General features: G+C 67.8%; 15 protein-coding genes, 1 tRNA gene and 1 pseudogene. 11 read left to right on the top strand and 6 right to left on the bottom strand.

Annotated elements, in window-relative coordinates; genetic code table 11:
* Window positions 1–457: 457 nt before the first annotated feature.
* Window positions 458–530 (bottom strand) — tRNA-Arg (locus tag AWC18_RS20070).
* 315 nt (window positions 531–845) lie between these two features.
* On the opposite strand from AWC18_RS20070, the gene AWC18_RS20065 reads away from it, so the two are divergent.
* Complete coding sequence (locus AWC18_RS20065) at window positions 846–2420, top strand: sodium bicarbonate transporter family protein (RefSeq protein ID WP_085139883.1); 1575 nt, start codon at window positions 846–848, stop codon at window positions 2418–2420.
* A 132-nt stretch (window positions 2421–2552) separates the two neighbouring features.
* On the opposite strand, the pseudogene AWC18_RS21275 reads toward AWC18_RS20065, so the two are convergent.
* A pseudogene (locus AWC18_RS21275) lies at window positions 2553–2747 on the bottom strand (CGNR zinc finger domain-containing protein); the annotation flags it as partial.
* Here AWC18_RS21275 and AWC18_RS21270 point away from each other — a divergent pair.
* The 6 genes from AWC18_RS21270 to AWC18_RS20035 all read left to right on the top strand — a co-directional run bounded on the left by AWC18_RS21270 (window position 2743) and on the right by AWC18_RS20035 (window position 8047).
* Window positions 2743–2919: a zinc-binding dehydrogenase gene (locus tag AWC18_RS21270; protein ID WP_064998606.1), complete on the top strand. Its 177-nt coding sequence runs from the start codon at window positions 2743–2745 to the stop codon at window positions 2917–2919. The pseudogene AWC18_RS21275 and the gene AWC18_RS21270 sit on opposite strands and share 5 nt — an antisense overlap.
* A gap of 82 nt (window positions 2920–3001) precedes the next feature.
* Complete coding sequence (locus tag AWC18_RS20055; RefSeq protein ID WP_085139881.1) at window positions 3002–3754, top strand: SDR family oxidoreductase; 753 nt, start codon at window positions 3002–3004, stop codon at window positions 3752–3754.
* A 5-nt stretch (window positions 3755–3759) separates the two neighbouring features.
* Window positions 3760–4215 carry a hypothetical protein gene (locus AWC18_RS20050; protein WP_234806608.1) on the top strand — a complete coding sequence of 152 codons (456 nt, stop codon included), beginning with the start codon at window positions 3760–3762 and terminating at the stop codon, window positions 4213–4215.
* A 71-nt stretch (window positions 4216–4286) separates the two neighbouring features.
* Window positions 4287–5963, top strand: a complete 1677-nt coding sequence (locus AWC18_RS20045; protein WP_085139879.1) for a GMC oxidoreductase — start codon at window positions 4287–4289, stop codon at window positions 5961–5963.
* Window positions 5964–5983: 20 nt separating this feature from the next.
* Complete coding sequence (locus AWC18_RS20040; RefSeq protein WP_085139878.1) at window positions 5984–7336, top strand: cryptochrome/photolyase family protein; 1353 nt, start codon at window positions 5984–5986, stop codon at window positions 7334–7336.
* A 99-nt stretch (window positions 7337–7435) separates the two neighbouring features.
* Entirely contained in the window at window positions 7436–8047 is a 612-nt protein-coding gene (locus tag AWC18_RS20035) for an SOUL family heme-binding protein (RefSeq protein WP_085139887.1), read from the top strand.
* On the opposite strand, the gene AWC18_RS20030 is transcribed toward AWC18_RS20035, so the two are convergent.
* The 3 genes from AWC18_RS20030 to AWC18_RS20020 are packed head-to-tail and all read right to left on the bottom strand — an operon-like array spanning window position 8044 to window position 11753.
* Complete coding sequence (locus AWC18_RS20030) at window positions 8044–9405, bottom strand: TIGR01777 family oxidoreductase (protein WP_085139877.1); 1362 nt, start codon at window positions 9403–9405, stop codon at window positions 8044–8046. The two genes, AWC18_RS20035 and AWC18_RS20030, sit on opposite strands and share 4 nt — an antisense overlap.
* A gap of 39 nt (window positions 9406–9444) precedes the next feature.
* Entirely contained in the window at window positions 9445–10974 is a 1530-nt protein-coding gene (gene fadD5 / locus AWC18_RS20025; RefSeq protein WP_085139876.1) for a fatty-acid--CoA ligase FadD5, read from the bottom strand.
* Window positions 10971–11753, bottom strand: a complete 783-nt coding sequence (locus tag AWC18_RS20020) for an enoyl-CoA hydratase (RefSeq protein WP_085139875.1) — start codon at window positions 11751–11753, stop codon at window positions 10971–10973. The genes fadD5 and AWC18_RS20020 overlap by 4 nt, the downstream gene beginning before the upstream one ends.
* 129 nt (window positions 11754–11882) lie before the next feature.
* On the opposite strand from AWC18_RS20020, the gene AWC18_RS20015 reads away from it, so the two are divergent.
* From AWC18_RS20015 to AWC18_RS20005, 3 genes are read left to right on the top strand one after another with little or no spacing between them, the layout of a single operon-like run.
* Window positions 11883–13082, top strand: coding sequence for a TetR/AcrR family transcriptional regulator (locus tag AWC18_RS20015; protein WP_234806607.1), 1200 nt, complete (start codon window positions 11883–11885; stop codon window positions 13080–13082).
* Between the two features lie 20 nt (window positions 13083–13102).
* The gene (locus AWC18_RS20010; RefSeq protein WP_085139873.1) at window positions 13103–13489 is read left to right on the top strand and encodes a DoxX family protein; all 387 of its coding nucleotides are present in this window, start codon (window positions 13103–13105) and stop codon (window positions 13487–13489) included.
* A gap of 7 nt (window positions 13490–13496) precedes the next feature.
* Entirely contained in the window at window positions 13497–14831 is a 1335-nt protein-coding gene (locus AWC18_RS20005) for a flavin monoamine oxidase family protein (RefSeq protein WP_085139872.1), read from the top strand.
* A gap of 230 nt (window positions 14832–15061) precedes the next feature.
* On the opposite strand, the gene AWC18_RS20000 is transcribed toward AWC18_RS20005, so the two are convergent.
* Complete coding sequence (locus tag AWC18_RS20000) at window positions 15062–15439, bottom strand: ArsR/SmtB family transcription factor (RefSeq protein ID WP_085139886.1); 378 nt, start codon at window positions 15437–15439, stop codon at window positions 15062–15064.
* A 173-nt stretch (window positions 15440–15612) separates the two neighbouring features.
* Here AWC18_RS20000 and AWC18_RS19995 point away from each other — a divergent pair, with 173 nt between their 5' ends.
* Window positions 15613–19947, top strand: a complete 4335-nt coding sequence (locus AWC18_RS19995) for an HAD-IC family P-type ATPase (RefSeq protein WP_420093371.1) — start codon at window positions 15613–15615, stop codon at window positions 19945–19947.
* The last annotated feature ends 15 nt before the right edge of the window (window positions 19948–19962 follow it).

Below are 19962 nucleotides of genomic sequence, written 5' to 3'. Positions count from 1 at the left end.
GCCGACCTAAGAATCACCGCACGGGGTGGGTACTTTTATCTGGCCACCAGCGGGGACTTCCACTTGGCCATTGACAGAGGGGCCGGCGAAAGCGACCCCGGGCGTGGTCGCTAGTGCGGCGCCGATCCCCAGCCCGGCTGCCAATACGCTAAGGCTGCCCACATCTTTCCAATTTCCCATGATTCTTCCCTTTCCCTGCTGGTCCCCGTACTGGCGGTTGTCTCATAGCAGCTGAGTCTACGAGCGAGGGCGGGTCTGCGAAATAGGGTTTTCCCGGGAAATTTTGACGTTGTTCATAGGAGAAATTGGACTCCCGACCGCTCCGTGGCTGGGGTCAGCCCCGACGGGAAACGGAGTTTCTTCGACGGCGGTGAAGGGGGATCTGGCTGCCTTTGCTTGGAGCCATGGCCGCAGCATGTTGCACGACTTCAATTTGTGCTGTGATGGCGAAAAAGAGTGCCCCCGGCAGGATTCGAACCTGCGACACCGGCTTTAGGAGAGCCGTGCTCTATCCCCTGAGCTACGGGGGCGGGGAAGGATAGGTGTCTGAAACTCTAGCGGGTCGGCGGGGGAGCTCTGGACGGGCGGTTGGTGACGCGCCGATCAGTGTTGCCGGAAGTGCCCACGTGACCCCATGAGGGCTGCGGTGCGTGCGTGACTGCGCCGTTGGGTAGGTGCAGATCAGCCTTCGCAGTTCCGCCGCCATCTCGGGCCGTGACAATAGGGCGCTTGCCCGCTTCGGCACGACTCCCACCTTCACAAGGGAGGCCTCCGGGCCTCTCCGTGGGGATTCATGTCGTGTGTGCCACATGGCTGAGGCGGTGAACGTGAAATAGGGTCGATGCGTGTCCACCAAACGGAGCGGCGAGTCGCAGACCCCACCAACACGCGAGGTCGACCCCTTGGCCTTTACCGGCGGGCTGGGCGGGGGGCTTCGGGCGGATATACGGCGAAGGCTGCCTTTTTATGGCAGCGACTTCAAGGACGGGTTGCATTCCAAAGTCATAGCGTCGGTAGGTTTTCTTTTCTTCGCCTGCCTGGCGAACGCCGTTGCCTTCGGTGGCCTCACCAGTGTCGTGACCGGCGGCGAGATCGGCGTCGTGGAAATGATCGTGGTGACCGGCATCGGCGGAATCCTGTTCGCGCTTTCTTCTGCGCAGCCTCTGACGTTGCTGGGCGGCACCGGACCCATCGTCATCTTCACGGGCCTGTTGTACTCGATATGCCGGAGTCTCGATGTTCCCTTTTTGCCGGTCTATGCCTGGGTAGGAGTCTGGTCGGGCATTCTCATGCTCCTCCTCGTGGTGACCGATGCCAGTGCGCTGATGAAGTTCTTCACCCGATTCATCGATGAGATCTTCGCCGTCCTCATCGCCGTCATCTTCATTGTCGAAGCGGCACACTCGGTGTTGTCAACCTTCACGGAGTCGCCACGCAACGATGCGACCGCCTTGATGACTGTGGTCCTGGCATTGGGCACGTTCCTGCTGGCCCGCACCTTCAAGAATTTCCTGCAGACCAGGTATCTGCAGCGCGGGTTCCGGGAATTCGTGGCAGATTTCGGGCCCACGATCGCCATCGCGGTGATGACGATATTCGCCTTGATGTTGCCGGAGGTCGAGGTGGAGGCGGTCGCCGCTCCCGACCATTTCGGCACCACCAGCGGCCGGCCCTGGCTCGTCGATATGTTCTCGTTGCCCGTCTGGCTGATAGTCGCCTGCCTCGGGCCGGCAATCCTGGTCACCGTTCTGCTGTTTCTCGATCAGAACATCACGACGCGCCTGGTCAACAGCCCTTCACATGCGCTACAAAAAGGCTTCGGCTATCACCAGGACCTGGCTGTGGTCGGTGTCATCACCGCGGTGTGCTCGGTGTTCGGTTTGCCCTGGATTGTGGCGGCCACCGTCCATTCCCTCAATCACGTCAAGAGTCTGGCGACCACCAAAGTGGAAGACAACGGCGTCGAACGCATCGTGGCTGTCCGGGAAAATCGAGTGTCCCCGCTGGTCATTCATATCCTGATCGCGGCCTCGGTTTTCATGTTGCCGCTGATCAAGCAGATTCCGATGGCGGTGCTTTTCGGCCTGTTCCTGTTCATGGGTATTGCCACCCTCAACGGGACGGAATTCTACGCGCGGTTGAAGCTGTGGTTGACCGACCCCAACCTGTACCCCGACACCCACTATGTTCGTCATGTTCCCTGGAACATCATCCGTCGCTTCACCATGGTCCAGCTGCTCTGTCTGGTGGTGTTGTGGATCCTCAAGAGCAGCCCGGCGGGAATCCTGTTCCCCTTGTTCATCGCGATGCTGGTGCCGCTGCGCCTCCTACTCAACCGATGGTTCCAGCCAGAGCACCTGGTATGGCTCGACGCCGATGAGGAACCCGACGATCCCAGCTTGGGTGACTTCCGCCCCTGAGTCCGAGGCGTGCTTGAAGGGGCTGTATCGCGGCCAGTCCTGCGGGGGCCAGTAGCGTGAAATAGCTGTGCTGCAACCTGATCCGGGAATTCGGAGGGTTGAAGCGCACGTTGCCGGGGGCGCGTTGGGAGCTCAGTCGCGGGTGGTGGCTTTGTTGCGCTGGTAATGCCGGCGTGCCTTCATCCGGTTGCCGCAGATGGCCATCGAACACCACCGGGCCGTGTTGGGCTTGCTGCGATCAATCAGGAACAGTTGACAGTCGGCATTGGCGCAGGGTCGCAGGCGCCCCGGGCTCGAGATCCGCAGGGCGTCCCAGGCGAGGATGGCGCCCGGCTTTGCGCTGTCGGATGTGCCACTGCAGGACATCGCCGACAAGGTGCGCCACGGTCGTCTCGACGCCGCCCCCTCGAACGTGTTCACCTTCGACCAGATCCGTGACGCACATCGGCTCATGGAAAATGGCGAGACCGCCGGAAAAATGGTGGTAGTACTCGACTGAGCTAGTAGCTACCAACACGTCCGCACACGACCAGGAACCTGGTCACTACGGTATTGCTCAGCCATGCCGGAAGGGAAACATTGTGAAGATCGCGGTTGCCGGCGGTACCGGCAAGACCGGACGCCAGGTGGTCGAGCACCTGCACAGCCAAGGCCACCAGCCGGTGATCCTCGCCCGTGCCCACGGGGTGGACCTGCTGGAAAATACCGGCCTGGATGCCGCGCTCGACGGCGCCGAGGCCATCGTCGATGTCTCCGACTTCGCGGCCATGAATGCCAAGAAGGCACAGGCCGCCTTCGGCGCGGCGACCACCAACCTGCTGGCCGCCGCGCAGCGCGCCGGAGTTCGCCACCACGTCGCCCTCTCGATCATCGGCATTGACCGAGCCACCAGCGGCTACTACTCGGGAAAACTGCGGCAAGAGGAGTTGGTGAAGGCCGGTGACGTCCCGTGGACGATCCTGCGGGCCGCCCAGTTTCACGAATTCGCCGACCAACTCCTGGCGCAGATGCCCGGCCCCTTCGCGGTGGTCCCGAAGATGCAGTCGCAGCCCATCGCGGTCAGCGAAGTCGCCGCACACCTGTGCGGGCTGGTCACCGGCGAACCCCAGCAGATGGCCCCCGAACTCGCCGGCCCGCGCGTGGAGTCCGTCGTCGACATGGTCCGACAAGTGGTCCGGCGGCGCGGCCGGCGCCGAGCAGTCATCGGCCTGAGGGTTCCCGGGGCGGTCGGAAAGGGCATGGCCGGGGGCGCGCTACTGCCCACGCAACCGGGGCCGCGCGGTCGGCAGACCTTTGCCGAGTGGCTGGACGAACACGTTCCGGCCTCCCGGTGAGCGCCATGTCGTCACACAATCGCCCGCTGCGTCGTCAAGTGGGTATGAACCTCGCCGTGCATCGCGTGTGTCTGATCGTCCTGACAATTTTCGGGCTGAATCTCGGTCTGTGGGCGTACTTTGCCCCGCTGCACTGGTACACCACGTTCCCCGGCATGGGTATGAGCTGGCTGCCGGTGCTCGGCCCGTACAACGAGCATCTGGTCAAAGACGTCGGGAGCATGTTCACCGGGTTGGCGCTGCTCAGCGCGCTGGCCCTGTACTACGTGCGCAATCGTGCCGTCGTGGTGGTCGCGGGCGTCAGCTGGTCGACTTTCAATGTGCTGCATCTGATCTATCACCTCGGCATGCTGCACATGTACGGTCCCCGCGACGCGGCACTCAACGCGGTGGGCCTCAGTCTGATCTCGGTGGTGTCGCTTGTTCTCCTTGTGCCCCCACGCGGCGACTCGGCGGGATAGATTTCGCGGTGACCTGATCTGCCATCCCAGACATCCCACTGCGGATGACGCCCCGACCGAGGATCGCCGAGATGACATATGACTACGACGTTGTGGTGATCGGTTCGGGATTCGGCGGCAGCGTGGCAGCGCTGCGCCTGACCGAGAAGGGTTACCGCGTCGGGGTGCTGGACATGGGCCGCCGCTGGGCTCCGACCGATTTCCCGCCCAACAACTGGCATGTGCGCAAGGCGATGTGGGCGCCGAAACTGGGCTGCTTCGGCCCGCAACGGCTGACCGTGCTGGGTAAGACGTTCATCGCCAGTGCGGTGGGGGTCGGCGGCGGGTCGCTGATCTACGGCAACACCCTCTACGAACCGCTGGAACGCTTCTATCACGATCCGCAGTGGGCGCACATCACCGATTGGAAGTCCGAGCTGGCGCCGTACTACGAACAGGCTCGGCGGATGCTGGGGGTGACGCCCACCCCGCACACCACCCCGGCCGATGAGGTGTTGCTGGCGGTGGCCCGCGATCTGGGCGTCGAGGACACCTACCACCCGACCAACGTCGGCGTCTTCTTCGGTGACGAGCCCGGCAAGACGGTCCCGGATCCGTTCTTCGGCGGGGCAGGCCCGGACCGCGCCGGCTGCATCGGCTGCGCGCAGTGCTTCACCGGTTGCCCGCACAACGCCAAGAACACCACCGAGACCAACTACCTCTATCTGGCCGAGCGTGCCGGCGCCGAAATCCATCCGATGACGGCGGTCACCGATGTGCGGCCCGACGGCGACGGCTACGTGGTCAGCACTGAGCGCACCGGCCGGTGGGTGCGCAAGCACAAGCGGGACTTCACCGCCCGGCAGGTGGTGTTCGCCGCGGCCTCGCTGGGCACCCAGCGGCTGCTGCACAAGCTGCGTGACACCGGATCGCTGCCGAACCTCTCACCGCGCCTGGGTGAGCTGACCCGCACGAATTCCGAAGAGGTCCCGGTGGTGTTCGCACCCGACCGTGACGACTTCGCCCAAGGCGTGGCGATCACCTCGTCGATCCACCCGGAGGCCAACACCCATGTCGAGGTGTGCCGCTATGGCAAGGGATCCAATCTGTTGTCGATGATGGGCACCCATCTGGTTGACGGTGGGCCGTGGCGTTTCGCCCGGCTGTTGCTGACCATGGCACGCCACCCGGCGATGATGCTGCACAGCATGTTTCCCCGCAACGCCTCGGCGCACTCGATCATCGTGCTGGTGATGCAGTCGCTGGACAATTCATTGACCACCTACCGCAAGCGTGGCCTGTTCGGCACTCGTATGACCGCGAAACAAGGTGTGGGCGAACCCAATCCGGACTGGATTCCCACGGCCCACGACGTGGCGCGCCGGATGGCCGAAAAGGTCGGCGGAATGGCCGGCGGCACCTACCTGGACGCACTCAACATCCCGTTGACGGCGCACTTCATCGGCGGCTGTCCGATCGGCGAGTCCCCGGACACCGGGGTCGTCGACCCGTACCAGCGGGTCTACGGCCACCCCGGACTGCACATCGTCGACGGGTCGGCCATCACCGCCAACCTGGGCGTCAACCCCTCGTTCACCATCACCGCGCAAGCCGAAAGGGCGATGGCGTTGTGGCCCAACAATGGTGAGCCCGACCCCCGCCCCGCCCTGGGCCAGCCGTATCGGCGCATCGGGCCGGTGGTGCCGCGTCGCCCGACCGTCCCAGAGGGTTCTCCGGGTGCGCTGCGGTTGCCGCTGTCACCGGCCTGACGGCTGAGGTCCAGCCCCGAATGCCGGCCCTGCTGTGGTACCGCCGTGATCTGCGGGTCGATGATCTGCCGGCCCTGACGGCCGCGGTGGCCGAGGACTCGCAGGTGTTGTGCTGTTTCGTGTTGGACCCGCGGCTGGAGGCCTCGTCAGGGCAGCGTCGACTGCAGTTCCTCGGTGACTGTCTGCGCCGTCTGAACGATGACCTCGGCGGCCGACTCCTGGTCACTCGCGGGCTGCCACAGCACCGGATCCCGCAGTTGGCCACCGAGATCTCGGCGACGGCGGTGCATGTCTCGCAAGACTTCGCACCGTTCGGACGCCGCCGGGACGCGCAGGTCCAAGCCGCTCTCGGCGAGATTCCTTTGGTGGCCACGGGATCGCCCTACCTGGTGTCGCCGGGCCGGGTCGTCAAAGACGACGGCAGCCCGTATCGGGTTTTCACGCCGTTCTTTCGGCGGTGGCGCGAGCACGGCTGGCCCCGTCCGGCGCGCTCACGGCCGGAGGTGGCGCACGCGATCGATCCCACCACGCTGTCGGGCAAGACAGCCCAACCGGTGCAGATCCCCGACTTTGGACGGGCTGAACTCCCGGCCGGCGAAGCAGCCGCGCAGGAACAGTGGAAAGCGTTCGTGGCCAGCGGGTTAGACCGCTACGACCAGGATCGCGACCTGCTGGGGCGCCAGGGGGTAAGTCGGATGTCGGCCTACCTGAAGTTCGGCAACATCCACCCACGCACCATGGCCGCCGATCTGCGCCCCGACAGCGCTGGGGCCGCGGCGTATCTGCGGCAGTTGGCGTTCCGGGACTTCTACGCCGCGGTGTTGCACCACTGGCCCCGCAGTTCCTGGCAGAACTGGAACTCCGATTTCGACTCGATTCAGACCGACACCGATGCCGAGGCGCACCGGCTGTTCGCGCGCTGGAAGGCCGGGACAACGGGGTTTCCCTTGGTGGACGCCGGCATGCGGGAATTGCTCGCCACCGGTTTCATGCACAATCGCGCGCGAATGTTGGTGTCTTCGTTTCTGGTCAAGGATCTGCACCTGCCCTGGCAGTGGGGTGCCCGCTGGTTTCTGGACCAGTTGGTCGACGGCGATCTGGCCAACAACCAGCATGGCTGGCAATGGTGTGCGGGGACCGGCACCGACGCGTCTCCGTACTTCCGGGTTTTCAACCCCACGGTGCAGGGCCGCAAGTTCGACCCGGATGGAACCTACATACGTCGCTGGGTTGCGGAGTTGGCCGATGTCGAGGATCCGCATCTAGTGCGCCACGGGCGTCCGCCCGACTACCCCGACCCGATCGTCGACCATGGTCACGAGCGCTTGGAGGCCCTGCGCCGCTACCAGCAGCTGGATTCGCTGGGGGAGTAGGTCCCCGGGCTCGGGCTACAGTGGGTGACTAGCGGCGAGCAAGGGGGCTACGTTGACAGACCGGATGAGCGGGTACCCGCTGTGAGCGGTCCGCTGGGGATGGCGAAGGCCGCTGCCTCCGCCGTCGGATCAGTGGTCGGAATCAGGACCGGTACCGCTGAGCCTGCCTACACCGTGCAGCAGCGGATCCCTCACGTGGAGATTCGCCGCTACGGTGAGCGGGTGGTCGCCGAGACCCTCGTCGAAGGTGATGAGGAAGCGGTCCGCAATGCGGGCTTTCGGCGGCTGGCCGGATACATCTTCGGTGGCAATCACTCCCGAACGAAGTTCGCGATGACCGCCCCGGTCGCCCAGGAGGCGGCGGGGGAGCGGATCGCCATGACCTCTCCAGTCGCCCAGCAGGCAAGCGGCCCCGGACAATGGGCGATCCGCTTCTTCATGCCCGCTGGCGTCAGCCTGGAATCGCTGCCGGAACCGGATGATTTGACGGTGCGGCTGACGGTCGTTCCGGCCGAGACCATCGCCGTGCACGCCTTCACCGGTGATCGCGGTCGCGACGCCGTGCAAGCGCACACTGCAGTACTGCTCGACGCCCTGAAGGACACGGTGTTCGAACCGAGCGGAACCCCGCAGGCCTGGTTCTACGATCCGCCGTGGACGATTCCGCTGTTTCGCCGCAACGAGATCGTGGTACCTGTCAACCGCCGTTAGCGGGTGTCGGCGCGGCCCAGCAGATGCCGCAACGCCGGCGCGAGTTCCGGTGTGCGAAAACGATGATCTGCCTGTGCCAGACGCGCGGGCACCGCGCGCTGGCTCGCGCAGGCCAGTTCACGGGCGCCTTGGGCGCCGAGCAGCAACCGGGGGCCCAGTGCCGGGACGGGCAGCAGGGTGGGACGGCGCAGCACCTGTCCGAGCGTCTCGGTGTATTCGCTGTTGCGTACCGGGTGGGAAGCGACCGCGTTCACCGGTCCCGACAATCCGGTGTCCCACAGGGCCCGGTGATAGATGTCGACGAGGTCGTCGATCCCGATCCACGGCAGCCACTGTCGGCCGCTGCCGAGCCGGCCGCCGAGGCCCGCGGCGAACAGCGGCCGCATCAGGCGCAGCGTCCCGCCCCGCGGCGACTGGACGATGCCGGTGCGGACGCGGACCACGCGCGTCCCGGTCTGCTCCGCGGGTGCCAGCGCGGCTTCCCAGTCCGCGACGACGTCGGCCAGAAAGCCCTCGCCGCGTTCGGAGTCTTCGGTGAGCGGTTCGTCTCCGCGGTCGTAGCCGTAGTAGCCGACGGCCGACGCGCAGATCAGGGTGGTGGGTCCCGCGGCGGTGCCGGCGACCAGCTCGGCGAGTCTGCGAGTGGGCCCGATCCGGCTGTTGCGGATCGCGCTCCGGTGCGCGTCGGTGAATCGTCCTGCGATCGATGCCCCGGCCAGGTGCACTACGGCGTCAACTCCGGCCAGCAGGTCAGGATCCGGGTCGTCGGGATTCCACTGCCGCTCATCGGGATTACCTGCGGGCCGCCGCACCAGCCGGATCACCCGATGGCCCCCGGTGGTCAAGAACGCGGTCAGCGCGGAGCCCACCAGCCCGGAGGCGCCGCTGACAGCCACCGTAAGGGGCTGCAGGCCATGGGCTTTGGCGAGCTGGTGGGCAGCGAGGTCATCGGCGAGCTGGCGATGCCGGTAGCTGAACATCGGCCGCAGCAGTTTCCCGGGAACCGGAGTGTCGACCCGGTCGGTCATCATCGTCCGGCCGGCACCGAGCTCGTCGAACTCGTGAATGTGCCGCCACGTCATCACCAAGCTCACCGGCAGTGACGCCAGGCCCCGGCGGCCGATTTCGTCGGCGAACTGCCGAGGCGGGTCATAACCGGCGGGCTGGTGCTCGGCCACCCAGCGCAGTCCGCCGGGCAGGGCCAGCTCGGCGACGCCGTCGCGCAGCGACTCGGCTTCGTGCTGCAGGCGCATCGGCTGCCACGGCGGGCTCAGGCGGCTGAAGGCTCCCGGCCTGGCGTGCCAGGCGAAGACCTCGTCACGCGGCGCCTCGATCTCGCTGGAATAGACCAGACCCATGTCTTGACGCTACCCGGATACCGGAGATCGCCGCGGCTGCTAGCCGTACTGCTTGCGCAGTTGTGGCTTGACCACCTTGCCGCTGGCGTTGCGCGGCAACTGGTCCACCAGCACCAGTTCCTTGGGGTGTTTGTAGCGGGCCAGGCGCTCGTTGAGGAAGGGCTCGAGGGCGTCCAGGGTCAGCGGCTCCTCGCCGGGCTCGGCGGCAACGATGGCCACCGGGACCTCGCCCCACTTGTCGTGGGCACGCCCGATCACGGCCGCCTCCCGAATCAGCGGGTGATCGAACAACACGTTCTCCACCTCGGCGCAGTAGATGTTCTCACCGCCGGAGATGATCATGTCCTTCTTGCGGTCGACGACGTAGATGAAGCCCTCGTCGTCGACGCGGACCAGATCACCGGAGTGGAACCAGCCGCCGGCGAACGCTTCGGCGGTCGCCTCGGGCTTGTTCCAGTAACCCTGCATCATGGTCGGCCCGCGGTAGACGATCTCCCCGATCTCGCCGGGGGATACGTCGTTCATGTTCTCGTCGACGATGCGTGCCGAGATGGTCGGGATCACCTTGCCCACCGAGCCGAGTTTGCGGATCGCGTCCGCGCCGTTGAGCACGCAGGTGATGGGGGACATCTCGGTCTGGCCGAACACCGCGACGTTGAGCGCGTTGGGGAACGTCTCCGCCATGGCCCGCAGCACCGCATCTGATGCGGGGGCCGCCCCCCAGCTGATCACCTCCAATGCCAGATCCCTTTCCCGCACAGTCGGATCCGCGCAGATGATCTGCCACTGTGCCGGCACAAGGAACACTGAGGTGGCGCGCTCGCGCTCCCAGGCATCCAGGGTGTCGGAGGCATTGAACGCGCCGAGCTCCTGGATCACCGTCTTGGTGCCGAGCATCAGGTTGGGCGCGATACTGCCCAGGCCGGCGATGTGGAACATCGGCGAGGCGCAGAAGTACACACTGTCCGGGCGGGTCTGCAGCGCCTGAATGCAGGTCAGCGACTGGGCCAGCAGGTTCGAGTAGGACAGGATGGCGCCCTTGGGACTTCCGGTGGTTCCCGAGGTGTACATGATCAGCGCCGGGGTGTCCTCGGGGACATCGGCACCGGGGTGCGGGTCACCGGGTTCGGCGATCAGCGATTCGTAGTCATCGCCGAGCACCACGGCCACATCGAGTCCGGGGGTGCTCTTGCGGACGGCCTCGATCAGCGGTGCGAGCAATTGATCGGTGATGACGCCCTTGGCGCCGCTGTCGGTGACGATGTAGCTGATCTCGGGGTCGGTGAGGCGGAAGTTGACCGGTACGGCGATGGCCCCCAAGGCGTTGATCGCCAGGGTCGCCTCGACGTATTCGGTGTGGTTGAGCATCACGATGAGCACGCGGTCACCGAATCTGATGCCACGCCGGTACAGGGCATCCGCCAGACGCTGCGAGCGATCGTGCAGCTGCTGCCAGGTGGTGTCGACGCCACGACAGCGGAAGGCCACGTCGTCCGAGCGCATCTCGGCGTGATTGGCCACCTGGTTCATCCAGTGGTTGCGGCGCGACCGCAGCGGCTGGGGAATCATTCGCCGAACACCGCCTTCCGCTTCTGCAGCATCGCGGTGGCACCCTCGAAGAAGTCGGGGGAGCCCAGCAGCTCCACCTGGCCGGCCTTCTCGCGGGCCAGCGCATCCTCGAGCGCTGCGAGGTTGGTGGCGTTGAGCGCGCGTTTGGTCAGTTCGAGGGCGCGACGCGGCCCGTGCGACAGCTTCTCGGCGGCCTCGTTGACCCGGGCGTCCAGCTCTGCCTCGCCGAGCACCGCGTTGATCAGGCCGGCATCGCGGGCGGCGGTGGCGGACAGTCGCTCGCCGAGCAGTGCCATCTCGTTGGCCACCGCCCGTCCGGCCGCAGCCGCGACCAGGGCGGTGGTGCCGCCGTCGGGCATCAGGCCGATGTTGGTGAACGACAGCAGGAAGTAGGCGCTCTCGGCGGCATAGATCAGGTCCGCGGCCAGCGCCAGACCCACCCCGACACCGGCGGCCGGCCCATTGATCCGCGCGATCACCGGCACCGGGGTCTCGACGACCGAGGTGACCAGCCGGGCGGCGCAGTCCATCACCTCCTCGGGGGTCACGCCGCCGGCGGTGGCCGACAGGTCGGCGCCGGTGCAGAAGGCCTTGCCTTCACCGGTGATGACGATGGCCCGCACCCCCGGGTCGTCGGCCGCGCCGGAGATGACATCACCGATGCCGTTCATGGTGGCGTAGTCGATCGCGTTGAGCCGCGAGGGATTGGTGATCGTCACCCGCAACACCCGGCCGTCGCGCGTCGTGGTGAGTTTGGCGGAGCTGGCGTTCTCGGACACGGTCAGACCCGCCCTTCGATGAACCGGGATTGCAGCACGTCACTTCCTCCGTGGATGAAAATGTAAATTGTGGTTAACGTATGGGCGGCGGGTCCAACAGTCAACAGGGGGGTGCAAATGGCGTCTTCCATGGCTGCGGGAGCGCCGGCCGCGATGCCGCGTCGCCCCAAGGACCGCAAGGCGCAGATCGTGCGTGCCGCGGCCCGTGCATTCAGTGAGCGCGGCTACCACGCTGTCGGGGTCGACGAGATCGCCGCCGAGGTCGGGATCTCCGGACCCGCCCTGTATCGGCACTTTGCCAACAAGTACGCGCTGCTCGTGGCAACCGCCCAGTACACGGCGGGGGCGCTGGTGACCGCCGCGCGATCCGCCGACGACCCGAGCCGGCCGCCGCCCGAGCGGTTACGCGCGATCACCACCGCGCTGATCGAGACCACGATCGGGACTCGGCGCGAGGGCGCGTTCTATCGGTGGGAGCGGCGCTACCTGCAGTCGCCCGACCGCAGGGACATCCGGGCCGGCTATGACGCACTCAACGCCGCGATCGCCGAACCGCTGGCGGTGCTGCGTCCGGGACTTCCCGAGGCCGACATCGCGATCCTGGCTGCTGCGGTCCTGAGCGTGATCGGCAGCATCTCCGCGCACCGAACGCGGCTGCCTGCCGCCGCACTTCAGGAACTGCTGTCAACGCTGTGCTGGTCGGTGCTCACCGTCGAGCTGCCCCCGGGGCCGTCAGGTCCCGCACCGCGCCGGCCCGAGCGGGGTCTGCCCAGCACGTCCAAGCGGGAACGGCTGCTCGCTGAGGCCATCCGGATGTTCGGCCAGCGCGGCTTCTATGAAGTCAGCATTGAGGAGATCGGCACCGCCGCCGGGCTGAACGGCTCCAGCGCGTATCGCTACTACCCGAGCAAGGCGGCCCTGCTGGCCGTCGCGTTCCATCGGGCCAACGCCCGGGTGTTGATGGCCATCACCGATTCGCTGGCCGAGTCGACCAGTCCGCGGCAGGCGGCCCTGCGCATCGCCGAGCGCTACACCGCGCTGGCGTTCGCCGCGCCCGAGCTGATCAACATCTACTTCGCCGAGTTCGCCAACCTGCCCGAGCCCGACCGGGTCGAACTGCGCGGCCTGCAGCGGCAGAACGTCGACGAGTGGGCGCACCTGGTGAGCCAGGTCGGCGTCGGCGAAACCGAAGCGGTCTTCCGTGTCCACGCCGCTCTTGCCCTAGTCGTCGATATAGGACGCCTGGTTAACTTCGACGGTCGTGCCGAGCAACGGGCCCGGATCCATGCCCTGATGGCAGCCGTACTTTTCGGCACCGGAACCCGGTGACCGCTGGCTACCATCGAACGATGAGCTCAGCACCGTCCGGACAGTCAAGTGCCGTCAAAGCCGCTCGGGGCCTGGCCGGGCTGCTGCTGGGCGCCGGCGCAGGACATTTCGTTTTGCCCGCACCGTTCGACGCGATCGTCCCGCCGGAGTTGCCGGGCAGCGCCCGCACCTACACCTATGTGTCGGGGGTCGCTGAACTCGTCATCGGTGCCCTGCTGTTGGTGCCGCGCACCCGTCGTAAGGCCGCTTTGGCCGCGGCGGCATTGTTTGTCGCGGTCTACCCGGCGAACGTGCACTCGGTGCGGCTGTTCTGGGCCAAACCCTGGCTGAGGGCGGGAGCGATCGCGCGGTTGCCGCTGCAGATCCCGATGATCATCGCGGCATTGCGGGTGTGGCGGGCCGGTTAGTTCCCGCATGAATCCGGAGGACGCGGCGGAGGTCACCACGGTGGCCGTAGTCGGCGCGGGAATGTCGGGATTGACCGCTGCGCGCGATCTGCACCGGGCCGGAATCGATGTGCTTGTTCTGGAGGCCGCGGATCGACTTGGCGGACGGGCCCTGACCCAGATCAGCGCCCTGGGGTCGGCGGTGGACCTCGGCGGTCAGTGGATCGGCCATGACCATCACCGGATCAAGGCGCTGGCTTCGGAATTCGGTGCCACGTCGTTTCGGATGCACACCGAGCCGATGCCCGTCATGATCGAGCGAGGACGCAGGCTGGCCTCCGTGACGCCGGCGCAACTGTCGGCCCTGGTGGTGCTCGCCGGGTTCGACGTCTGGTCACGCTTCGCCAACACCCAGCGGTGGAATGACACGACGGTCGCGGCGGGGCTGCGCCGCGTGCCCCGGCGGACCCGACGACTGCTCGAAGTGCTGGCGCTCATCTCCTGGACGGCCGACCTGGATCGGTTCTCCGTTCACGCGATGGCCCAGAGCGTCCGCCAACTGGGCGGACTGCGGACCATGTTGTCGACGGCCGGCGGAGCTCAGGAGTCCCTGGTCGCCGAAGGGATCGGGCGGCTGATCGATGGTTTGGCCACCGAACTCGGCCCGCGGGTACGACCGGGTCACCGGGTCACCTCGATCGTCGGCCGCGACGGTGCCATCAGGCTGCACACCACCGCGGGCGACGTCGTCGCCGCCAAGGTCATCGTGACGGCTCCGCCACCGATCGCGGGCCGGATCACCTATGACCCTGCACTGCCGCCCCGCCGGGCCGCCTTGGCCGCGGAGACCTATATGGGGTCGGTGTACAAGGCCGTGGCGGTCTATGCGCAGCCGTTCTGGAGAGAGCGCGCCGGTGGCGAGTTCCTGATTCTCGACCCGCCCGGCAGGGTGGTGTACGACACCAGCGCACCGGACGGTCCAGGCCATCTGTGCGTCCTCGTGGGCGGACCCGAAGCACGCGAACTCGACCGACTCGATGCCGCCGATCGGCGCCATGCGGTGCTCGGCGTGTTGGCCGCCTACCTCGGGCCCGAAGTCCTGGATCCGGCGAGCTGGCACGAAAAGTCTTGGCATCTCGATGAGTACGTCGGCGGTGGCTACGCCGCGCTGCCCCGGCCCGGGACCACTGACGGCATTGCGCCGATCCCCTGCACGCCGGTCGGTGACATTCACTGGGCGGGCACCGAGACGGCACACGACCATCCGGGTTATCTCGAGGGTGCCATCGAGTCCGGCAATCGCGTGGCGCGTGAGGTGATCGAGGCGCTCTCCGGCGCGGGTGCAGTGCCGTCGCCGTCCTGAGGGTTCAGCCGAGGTGGAACACGACCTCGAGTGCCAGAAACCCGAAGACGAGTAGCCCGAGGATTCCGGCGAGCACCGGAAGGACAAGTATGGGGTCTTTCATGGAGCCAGACGTTATCCAATGGCCGATTGTAAAAAATGGGAAAGTGTTGCCGATCACGTCATCTCGGGACTTTGGTCGGTGATCTGCGCCACGTTGAGCGGCGCGGTGGCAAGCCGGCCGCCGGGTCTCACGGTCGGCGCGGCGGGTCGGGAGCCAAGGTTCCGTCCGGAGCGATGTGGGCGAAGATCTGCTGAAGCAGGGTCACGATGTGCGGGTCATCGACGGTGTAGATGTGGTGGCGGCCTTCGCGCCGTGCATTGATCAGCCCGGCCAGTCGCAGCTTGGTCAAGTGCTGGCTCATGGTGGCGACATTGATGCCCGCCCGGCGGGCCAGGGTGGTCACGTCGTAGGCGTCCTGGGCGGCCAGCCACATCACGTGCAGGCGTGCGGGGCTGCTGAGTAGCGCGAACGTGCTCGCGGCAGAGGCGAGTTGGGGCGGGGTCGGTTCGTCGAGCGGGTTGCCTGAACTGAATTCTTCGGACGGCCGTTCTTCATCTTTTGCCATGGCGGCATTCATTGTGTCCTAACCCCCACAGCGGAATTCGCCGAACGACACATTCGTATAGTTGCGCAATTGACAAAGTGTGGTCAGAATTGGGCAGTTCACGCGGCGTTTTGGCCGCCTGGCGGGTGGAAGTACAGGCTCGCCGTCAGACCACAGGATTGGTTGCTGCCGAATTGTTTTCGACCTCCTTGCTGCTGCGCCCGGCCACCCTGGGAATTCGTGCGGCGTCAGCCGCCGTCGGCGCGGCGGCCCGCACCGCATCGGCCACCACCGAGGCCGTCGGGGCCATCACGTCGGCCGGGCTGCAGGTCGCCGCGCTGCCGGTCCGTGAAGTCACCCGGGTGCTGTCCGGCGAATCCACCACGGCGACGCTGACCCGCAGATCCTGGCGGGGGGCGAACCGCGCCTGGATCGAAGTCCGGGGCTTGAACGAGTGCCCCGATCTCGGACAGCAGGTGCTCGACACGCTGGTCGCCGAACCCGGAGTGGTGTCGGCGCGGCTGAACCGCCCGTTGTCGCGGGTCGTGGTGGGGCTCGCCGTCGACGGTGAGCAGATATCGCTGAATGACCTGTGCCGCCTGATCGCCGGGGTCGAACGTGCCTGCCGACCAGCCGATGGCAGGCCCGCTGCGATCGGTGCCGCACCGGCCACCGTCCTGCCCGGCGACGGGTTGTTGCTGATGGCCCGGGGCGTGATGGTCGGTGTCAACGCCGCCGGGTTGGGCATCGCGTTCGCCGGGCGCGCCCTGCGGCTGCCGCACGCACCGATCACCGTCGACGCGGTGGCGGCGCTGGCGAACTACCAGCCGTGGCTGCGCCGGCAGCTCGCCGAACGCATCGGCCGGGGCCCGGCCGACACGGTGCTGTCGCTGATCTCCACCGGGGCGCGGATCGCCACCCTGTCGCCGGCCACGCTGGCCGTGGACTTGGCCCTGCAGGGTGTCAAAGCCGCCGAATCCCAGGCCGCGGCGCAGGCCTGGGTCCGCCACGAGCCTTACCTGGCCCGCCACGCCGACCAGGCGCAGGCCCACGTGCCGTCGCGGCCGGTGCCCCTGCCCGAGGGTGCGGTCGACCGGCACGGACGTCGGGCGGGTTACGTCCAGTTGTTCGGGGCCGGCCTGGTGGGTGCGCTCACCCGCAACGTGACCACCGCAGCCACCGCGGCCGTGGTCGCCGGCCCGAAAGCCATGCGCACCACCACAGAATCGTTCGCGGCCACTCTTAGCCGGTCGTTGGTCGAACAGCATTCGGCGCTGCCCCTGCGCCCCGAGGGCGTGCGGCGACTCGACCGCGTGGACTCCGTCGTCGTCGATCCGCGGTTGCTCTACAGCGTGACTGCCACCCGCCACCCAATGGCGACAGCGCTGCTGGCCGAGGCGCGCGCGTCCGGCGCGGAACTGGTCACACTCGACGTCGAGGCCCTGGGTGAACTGCGCCCCGCGTTCGACGAGCTGGCCCCGGTCGAGGTCGCCGCCGACGACCAACGACTCGACGAGGCGCTGGCTGCCGCGGTGACGGCCCGCCAGCGCGACGGCCGCACCGTCGCGGTGCTGACAACCACCGGTGCGCGGGCGCTCGCGTGCGCCGATGTGAGCCTCGGAATCGTGCCCGACGACGACGCGGAAACGCCACCGCCGTGGGAAGCGGATCTGCTGCTGGCCGACCTGGCCGGCGCCTGGCGGGTGCTGCATGCGATACCGGCGGCGCGCGCGGCCGCCCAGCGCGGCATCTCACTGTCCACCGGCGCATCGACGATCGGTGCACTGCTGATGGTTCCCGGAGTGCAGGCCGGCCGGGGCAACAGCGGGCCCGGTCCGGTCACCGCCGGAGCGGCCACCGGCTTGCTCTCCGGATATCTGCTGGCGCGCCAGGTGGCTCGAACCCCGGCGCCACGACCCGCACCCGCTTTTCAGTGGCACGCGATGTCACTCGAGGAGGTCCGCCAGAAGCTGCCGGTCCCCGACCCCGGCTGTGCCGTCGCCGAACTCGACACCGCGCCGCCGCACCTGGCGTGGCAGTTCATCAAGGCGGTACGCGCCGAGCTGTCGGATCCACTGATGCCGGTGCTGGCGCTCAGCTCGGTGGCCACCGCCATGCTGGGCTCGCCGGTGGACGCGATGATGGTCAGCACCGTGCTGATCGGCAACTGCATGCTCGCAGCCGCCCAGCAGCTGCAGGCCGAGAACCGGCTGAACCGACTGCTGGCCCAACAGACCCCACCGGCGCGCACCGTCGAACCGGGCACCGATCGCTACGTGGAGATCGTCGCGGATCGCCTGATCCCCGGCACCGTGATCGAGGTCCGCAGCAACGAGGTGGTGCCCGCCGACGCCCGGCTGATCGAGGCCACCGACCTCGAAGTCGACGAATCCTCGCTCACCGGCGAATCGCTGTCGGTGGACAAGCAGACCGCGCCGACACCCGGCGCCGAACTCGCCGAACGCCGGTGCATGCTCTACGCCGGCACGACGGTGGTCGCCGGCACCGCACGGGCAGTGGTGACCGCCGTCGGTGCCGACACCCAGGTCCGTCGCGCGGCCGAGTTGGCCGCCGGGGATCTGCCGGTGGTCGGCCTGCAGCATCAGCTCAGCCAGCTGATGAGCCGAGCGTTTCCGGCCAGCGCAGCCGGCGGGCTGATGGTGGGTCTGCTGGGGATGCTGCGCGGTGGTGGGCTGCGCCTGGCCCTGGGCAACGCGATCGCGGTCGCGGTGGCGGCGGTGCCCGAGGGCATGCCGCTGATGGCCACCCTGGCTCAACATGCCTCGGCCCAGCGCCTGACCGATTCCGGTGCGCTGGTGCGCATTCCCCGCTCGGTGGAGGCTTTGGGCCGGGTCGAGGTGGTCTGCTTCGACAAGACCGGAACGCTCAGCGAGAACCGGCTGCGGGTCACCCGGGTGTACCCGGTCGGCGGCCACTCGCACGACGATGTGCTGCGGTGCGCGGCCAACGCCGCGCCGGCGCCCGAGGGCGATCCCCACACACACGCCACCGACCAGGCCGTCACCGAGGCGGCCGCCGGGATATCCGCGGGCGGGGAACCGTTGTGGACCACCCCGGATGCGCACCTGCCCTTCCGCTCCGGCCGGGCGTTCTCGGCGTCAGTGCTGGGCAGGGAGCTGATGATCAAGGGAGCGCCGGAAGTCGTGCTGGCCGCCTGCACCGGCCTGGTCCCGGACAGCGACGCGCCGGTCGCCGAACTGGCGGCCGGCGGGCTGCGGGTGATCGCGGTGGCTCAGCGCCGGCTGACGCCCGCGCAGGTGAGGTCTCTCGCCGATGACCCGGATGCCCTCGCCGGGTTGTGCCAGGCCGGGCTGACCCTCACCGGGCTCCTCGGCATCTCCGACACCCCCCGTGCCGAGGCGCCGCAACTGCTGGCCGACCTCGCGGAGCGGGGCGTCGGGATCCGGCTGATCACCGGTGATCACCCCGTCACCGCCACCGCGATCGCCGCGGAATTGGGCGTGCCGGTCACGGCCGATCAGGTCATCACCGGAGCGGAGTGGAACGCACTGTCCCGCAGGGACCAGGAACGCGCGGTCGCAGAGCGGGTGATCTTCGCCCGGATGTCCCCGGAGAACAAGGTGCAGGTCGTGCAGACCCTCGAACGCAGCGGACGGGTCTGCGCCATGGTCGGCGACGGCGCCAACGACGCGGCGGCGATCCGGGCCGCCAGTGTGGGCCTGGGTGTCGTCGCGCGCGGCAGCGACTCGGCGCATCTCACCGCCGACATCGTGCTGACCGACGGACGCATCGGCGCCCTGGTGGATGCCATCGACGAGGGCCAGCGACTGTGGCGCGGCGTGCAGCTGGCGGTGACCGGTCTGCTCGGCGGCAACGTCGGCGAGGTGATCTTCGGTGTCATCGGCACCGCGCTGTCGGGGACCTCGCCGCTGAACAATCGCCAGCTGTTGCTGATGAACATGCTGACCGACGCGCTGCCGGCCACCGCGGTCGCGGTCAGCACGCCCGCCGGTTCCTCGCATCGGGTGGCGCACGGCATCGACGAACGCAGCCTGATGCGTGCCGTCGCGGTCCGCGGGGCGATCACCGGGGCCGCGGCCAGCGCCGCATGGGGGATGGCCAGCCTTACTCCGGTGCCGGGCCGCGCCCAACGCGCCGCCACTGTTGCGTTGATCACCCTGGTCACCACCGAGCTCGCCCAGACCCTGGTCGACTCCCGCGCTCCGCTGGTATTGCTCACCGCGGCAGGCTCTTTCGCGGCTTTCGCCGCGATGATCAGCCTGCCCGGCATCAGCCAGCTGCTGGGCTGTGTCCCGGTCGGGCCGCTGGGCTGGTCGCAGGCGCTGGGAGCCGCCGGCACCGCGGTCCTGGCGATCGCCGCGGCGCCGCGCCTGCTGCCGGCCGGGCGGGGCGAGGCATCGGAGGCCGGCGCCGAAACCGCGCCGGGGTCGATGGCCAGCGTGGCGGTGCTGCGGCCCGCCCGCGCCGAGGTGTCCTCGGCGGCGACCGTCGATGGGTCTACCGTGAGGGTCAGTCGTACCAACTGACCAGCGGAGGCGTGG

Source organism: Mycolicibacter nonchromogenicus, from assembly GCF_002101775.1.
Taxonomy (GTDB): Bacteria; Actinomycetota; Actinomycetes; order Mycobacteriales; family Mycobacteriaceae; genus Mycobacterium; species Mycobacterium nonchromogenicum.
The sequence above is the reverse complement of the archived record's forward strand: the minus strand, read 5'-3'. Positions and strand labels throughout refer to the sequence as shown.

What these genes read in the sequence shown, in the direction of transcription:
- AWC18_RS21270 (WP_064998606.1), top strand. Translation starts at nt 2,743, where the DNA reads ATGGCGCCCGGCTTTGCGCTGTCGGATGTGCCACTGCAGGACATCGCC.
- AWC18_RS20050 (WP_234806608.1), top strand. Translation starts at nt 3,760, where the DNA reads ATGTCGTCACACAATCGCCCGCTGCGTCGTCAAGTGGGTATGAACCTC.
- AWC18_RS20045 (WP_085139879.1), top strand. Translation starts at nt 4,287, where the DNA reads ATGACATATGACTACGACGTTGTGGTGATCGGTTCGGGATTCGGCGGC.
- AWC18_RS20040 (WP_085139878.1), top strand. Translation starts at nt 5,984, where the DNA reads ATGCCGGCCCTGCTGTGGTACCGCCGTGATCTGCGGGTCGATGATCTG.
- AWC18_RS20035 (WP_085139887.1), top strand. Translation starts at nt 7,436, where the DNA reads ATGGCGAAGGCCGCTGCCTCCGCCGTCGGATCAGTGGTCGGAATCAGG.
- AWC18_RS20030 (WP_085139877.1), bottom strand. Translation starts at nt 9,405, where the DNA reads ATGGGTCTGGTCTATTCCAGCGAGATCGAGGCGCCGCGTGACGAGGTC.
- fadD5 (WP_085139876.1), bottom strand. Translation starts at nt 10,974, where the DNA reads ATGATTCCCCAGCCGCTGCGGTCGCGCCGCAACCACTGGATGAACCAG.
- AWC18_RS20015 (WP_234806607.1), top strand. Translation starts at nt 11,883, where the DNA reads ATGGCTGCGGGAGCGCCGGCCGCGATGCCGCGTCGCCCCAAGGACCGC.
- AWC18_RS20010 (WP_085139873.1), top strand. Translation starts at nt 13,103, where the DNA reads ATGAGCTCAGCACCGTCCGGACAGTCAAGTGCCGTCAAAGCCGCTCGG.
- AWC18_RS20005 (WP_085139872.1), top strand. Translation starts at nt 13,497, where the DNA reads ATGAATCCGGAGGACGCGGCGGAGGTCACCACGGTGGCCGTAGTCGGC.
- AWC18_RS20000 (WP_085139886.1), bottom strand. Translation starts at nt 15,439, where the DNA reads ATGGCAAAAGATGAAGAACGGCCGTCCGAAGAATTCAGTTCAGGCAAC.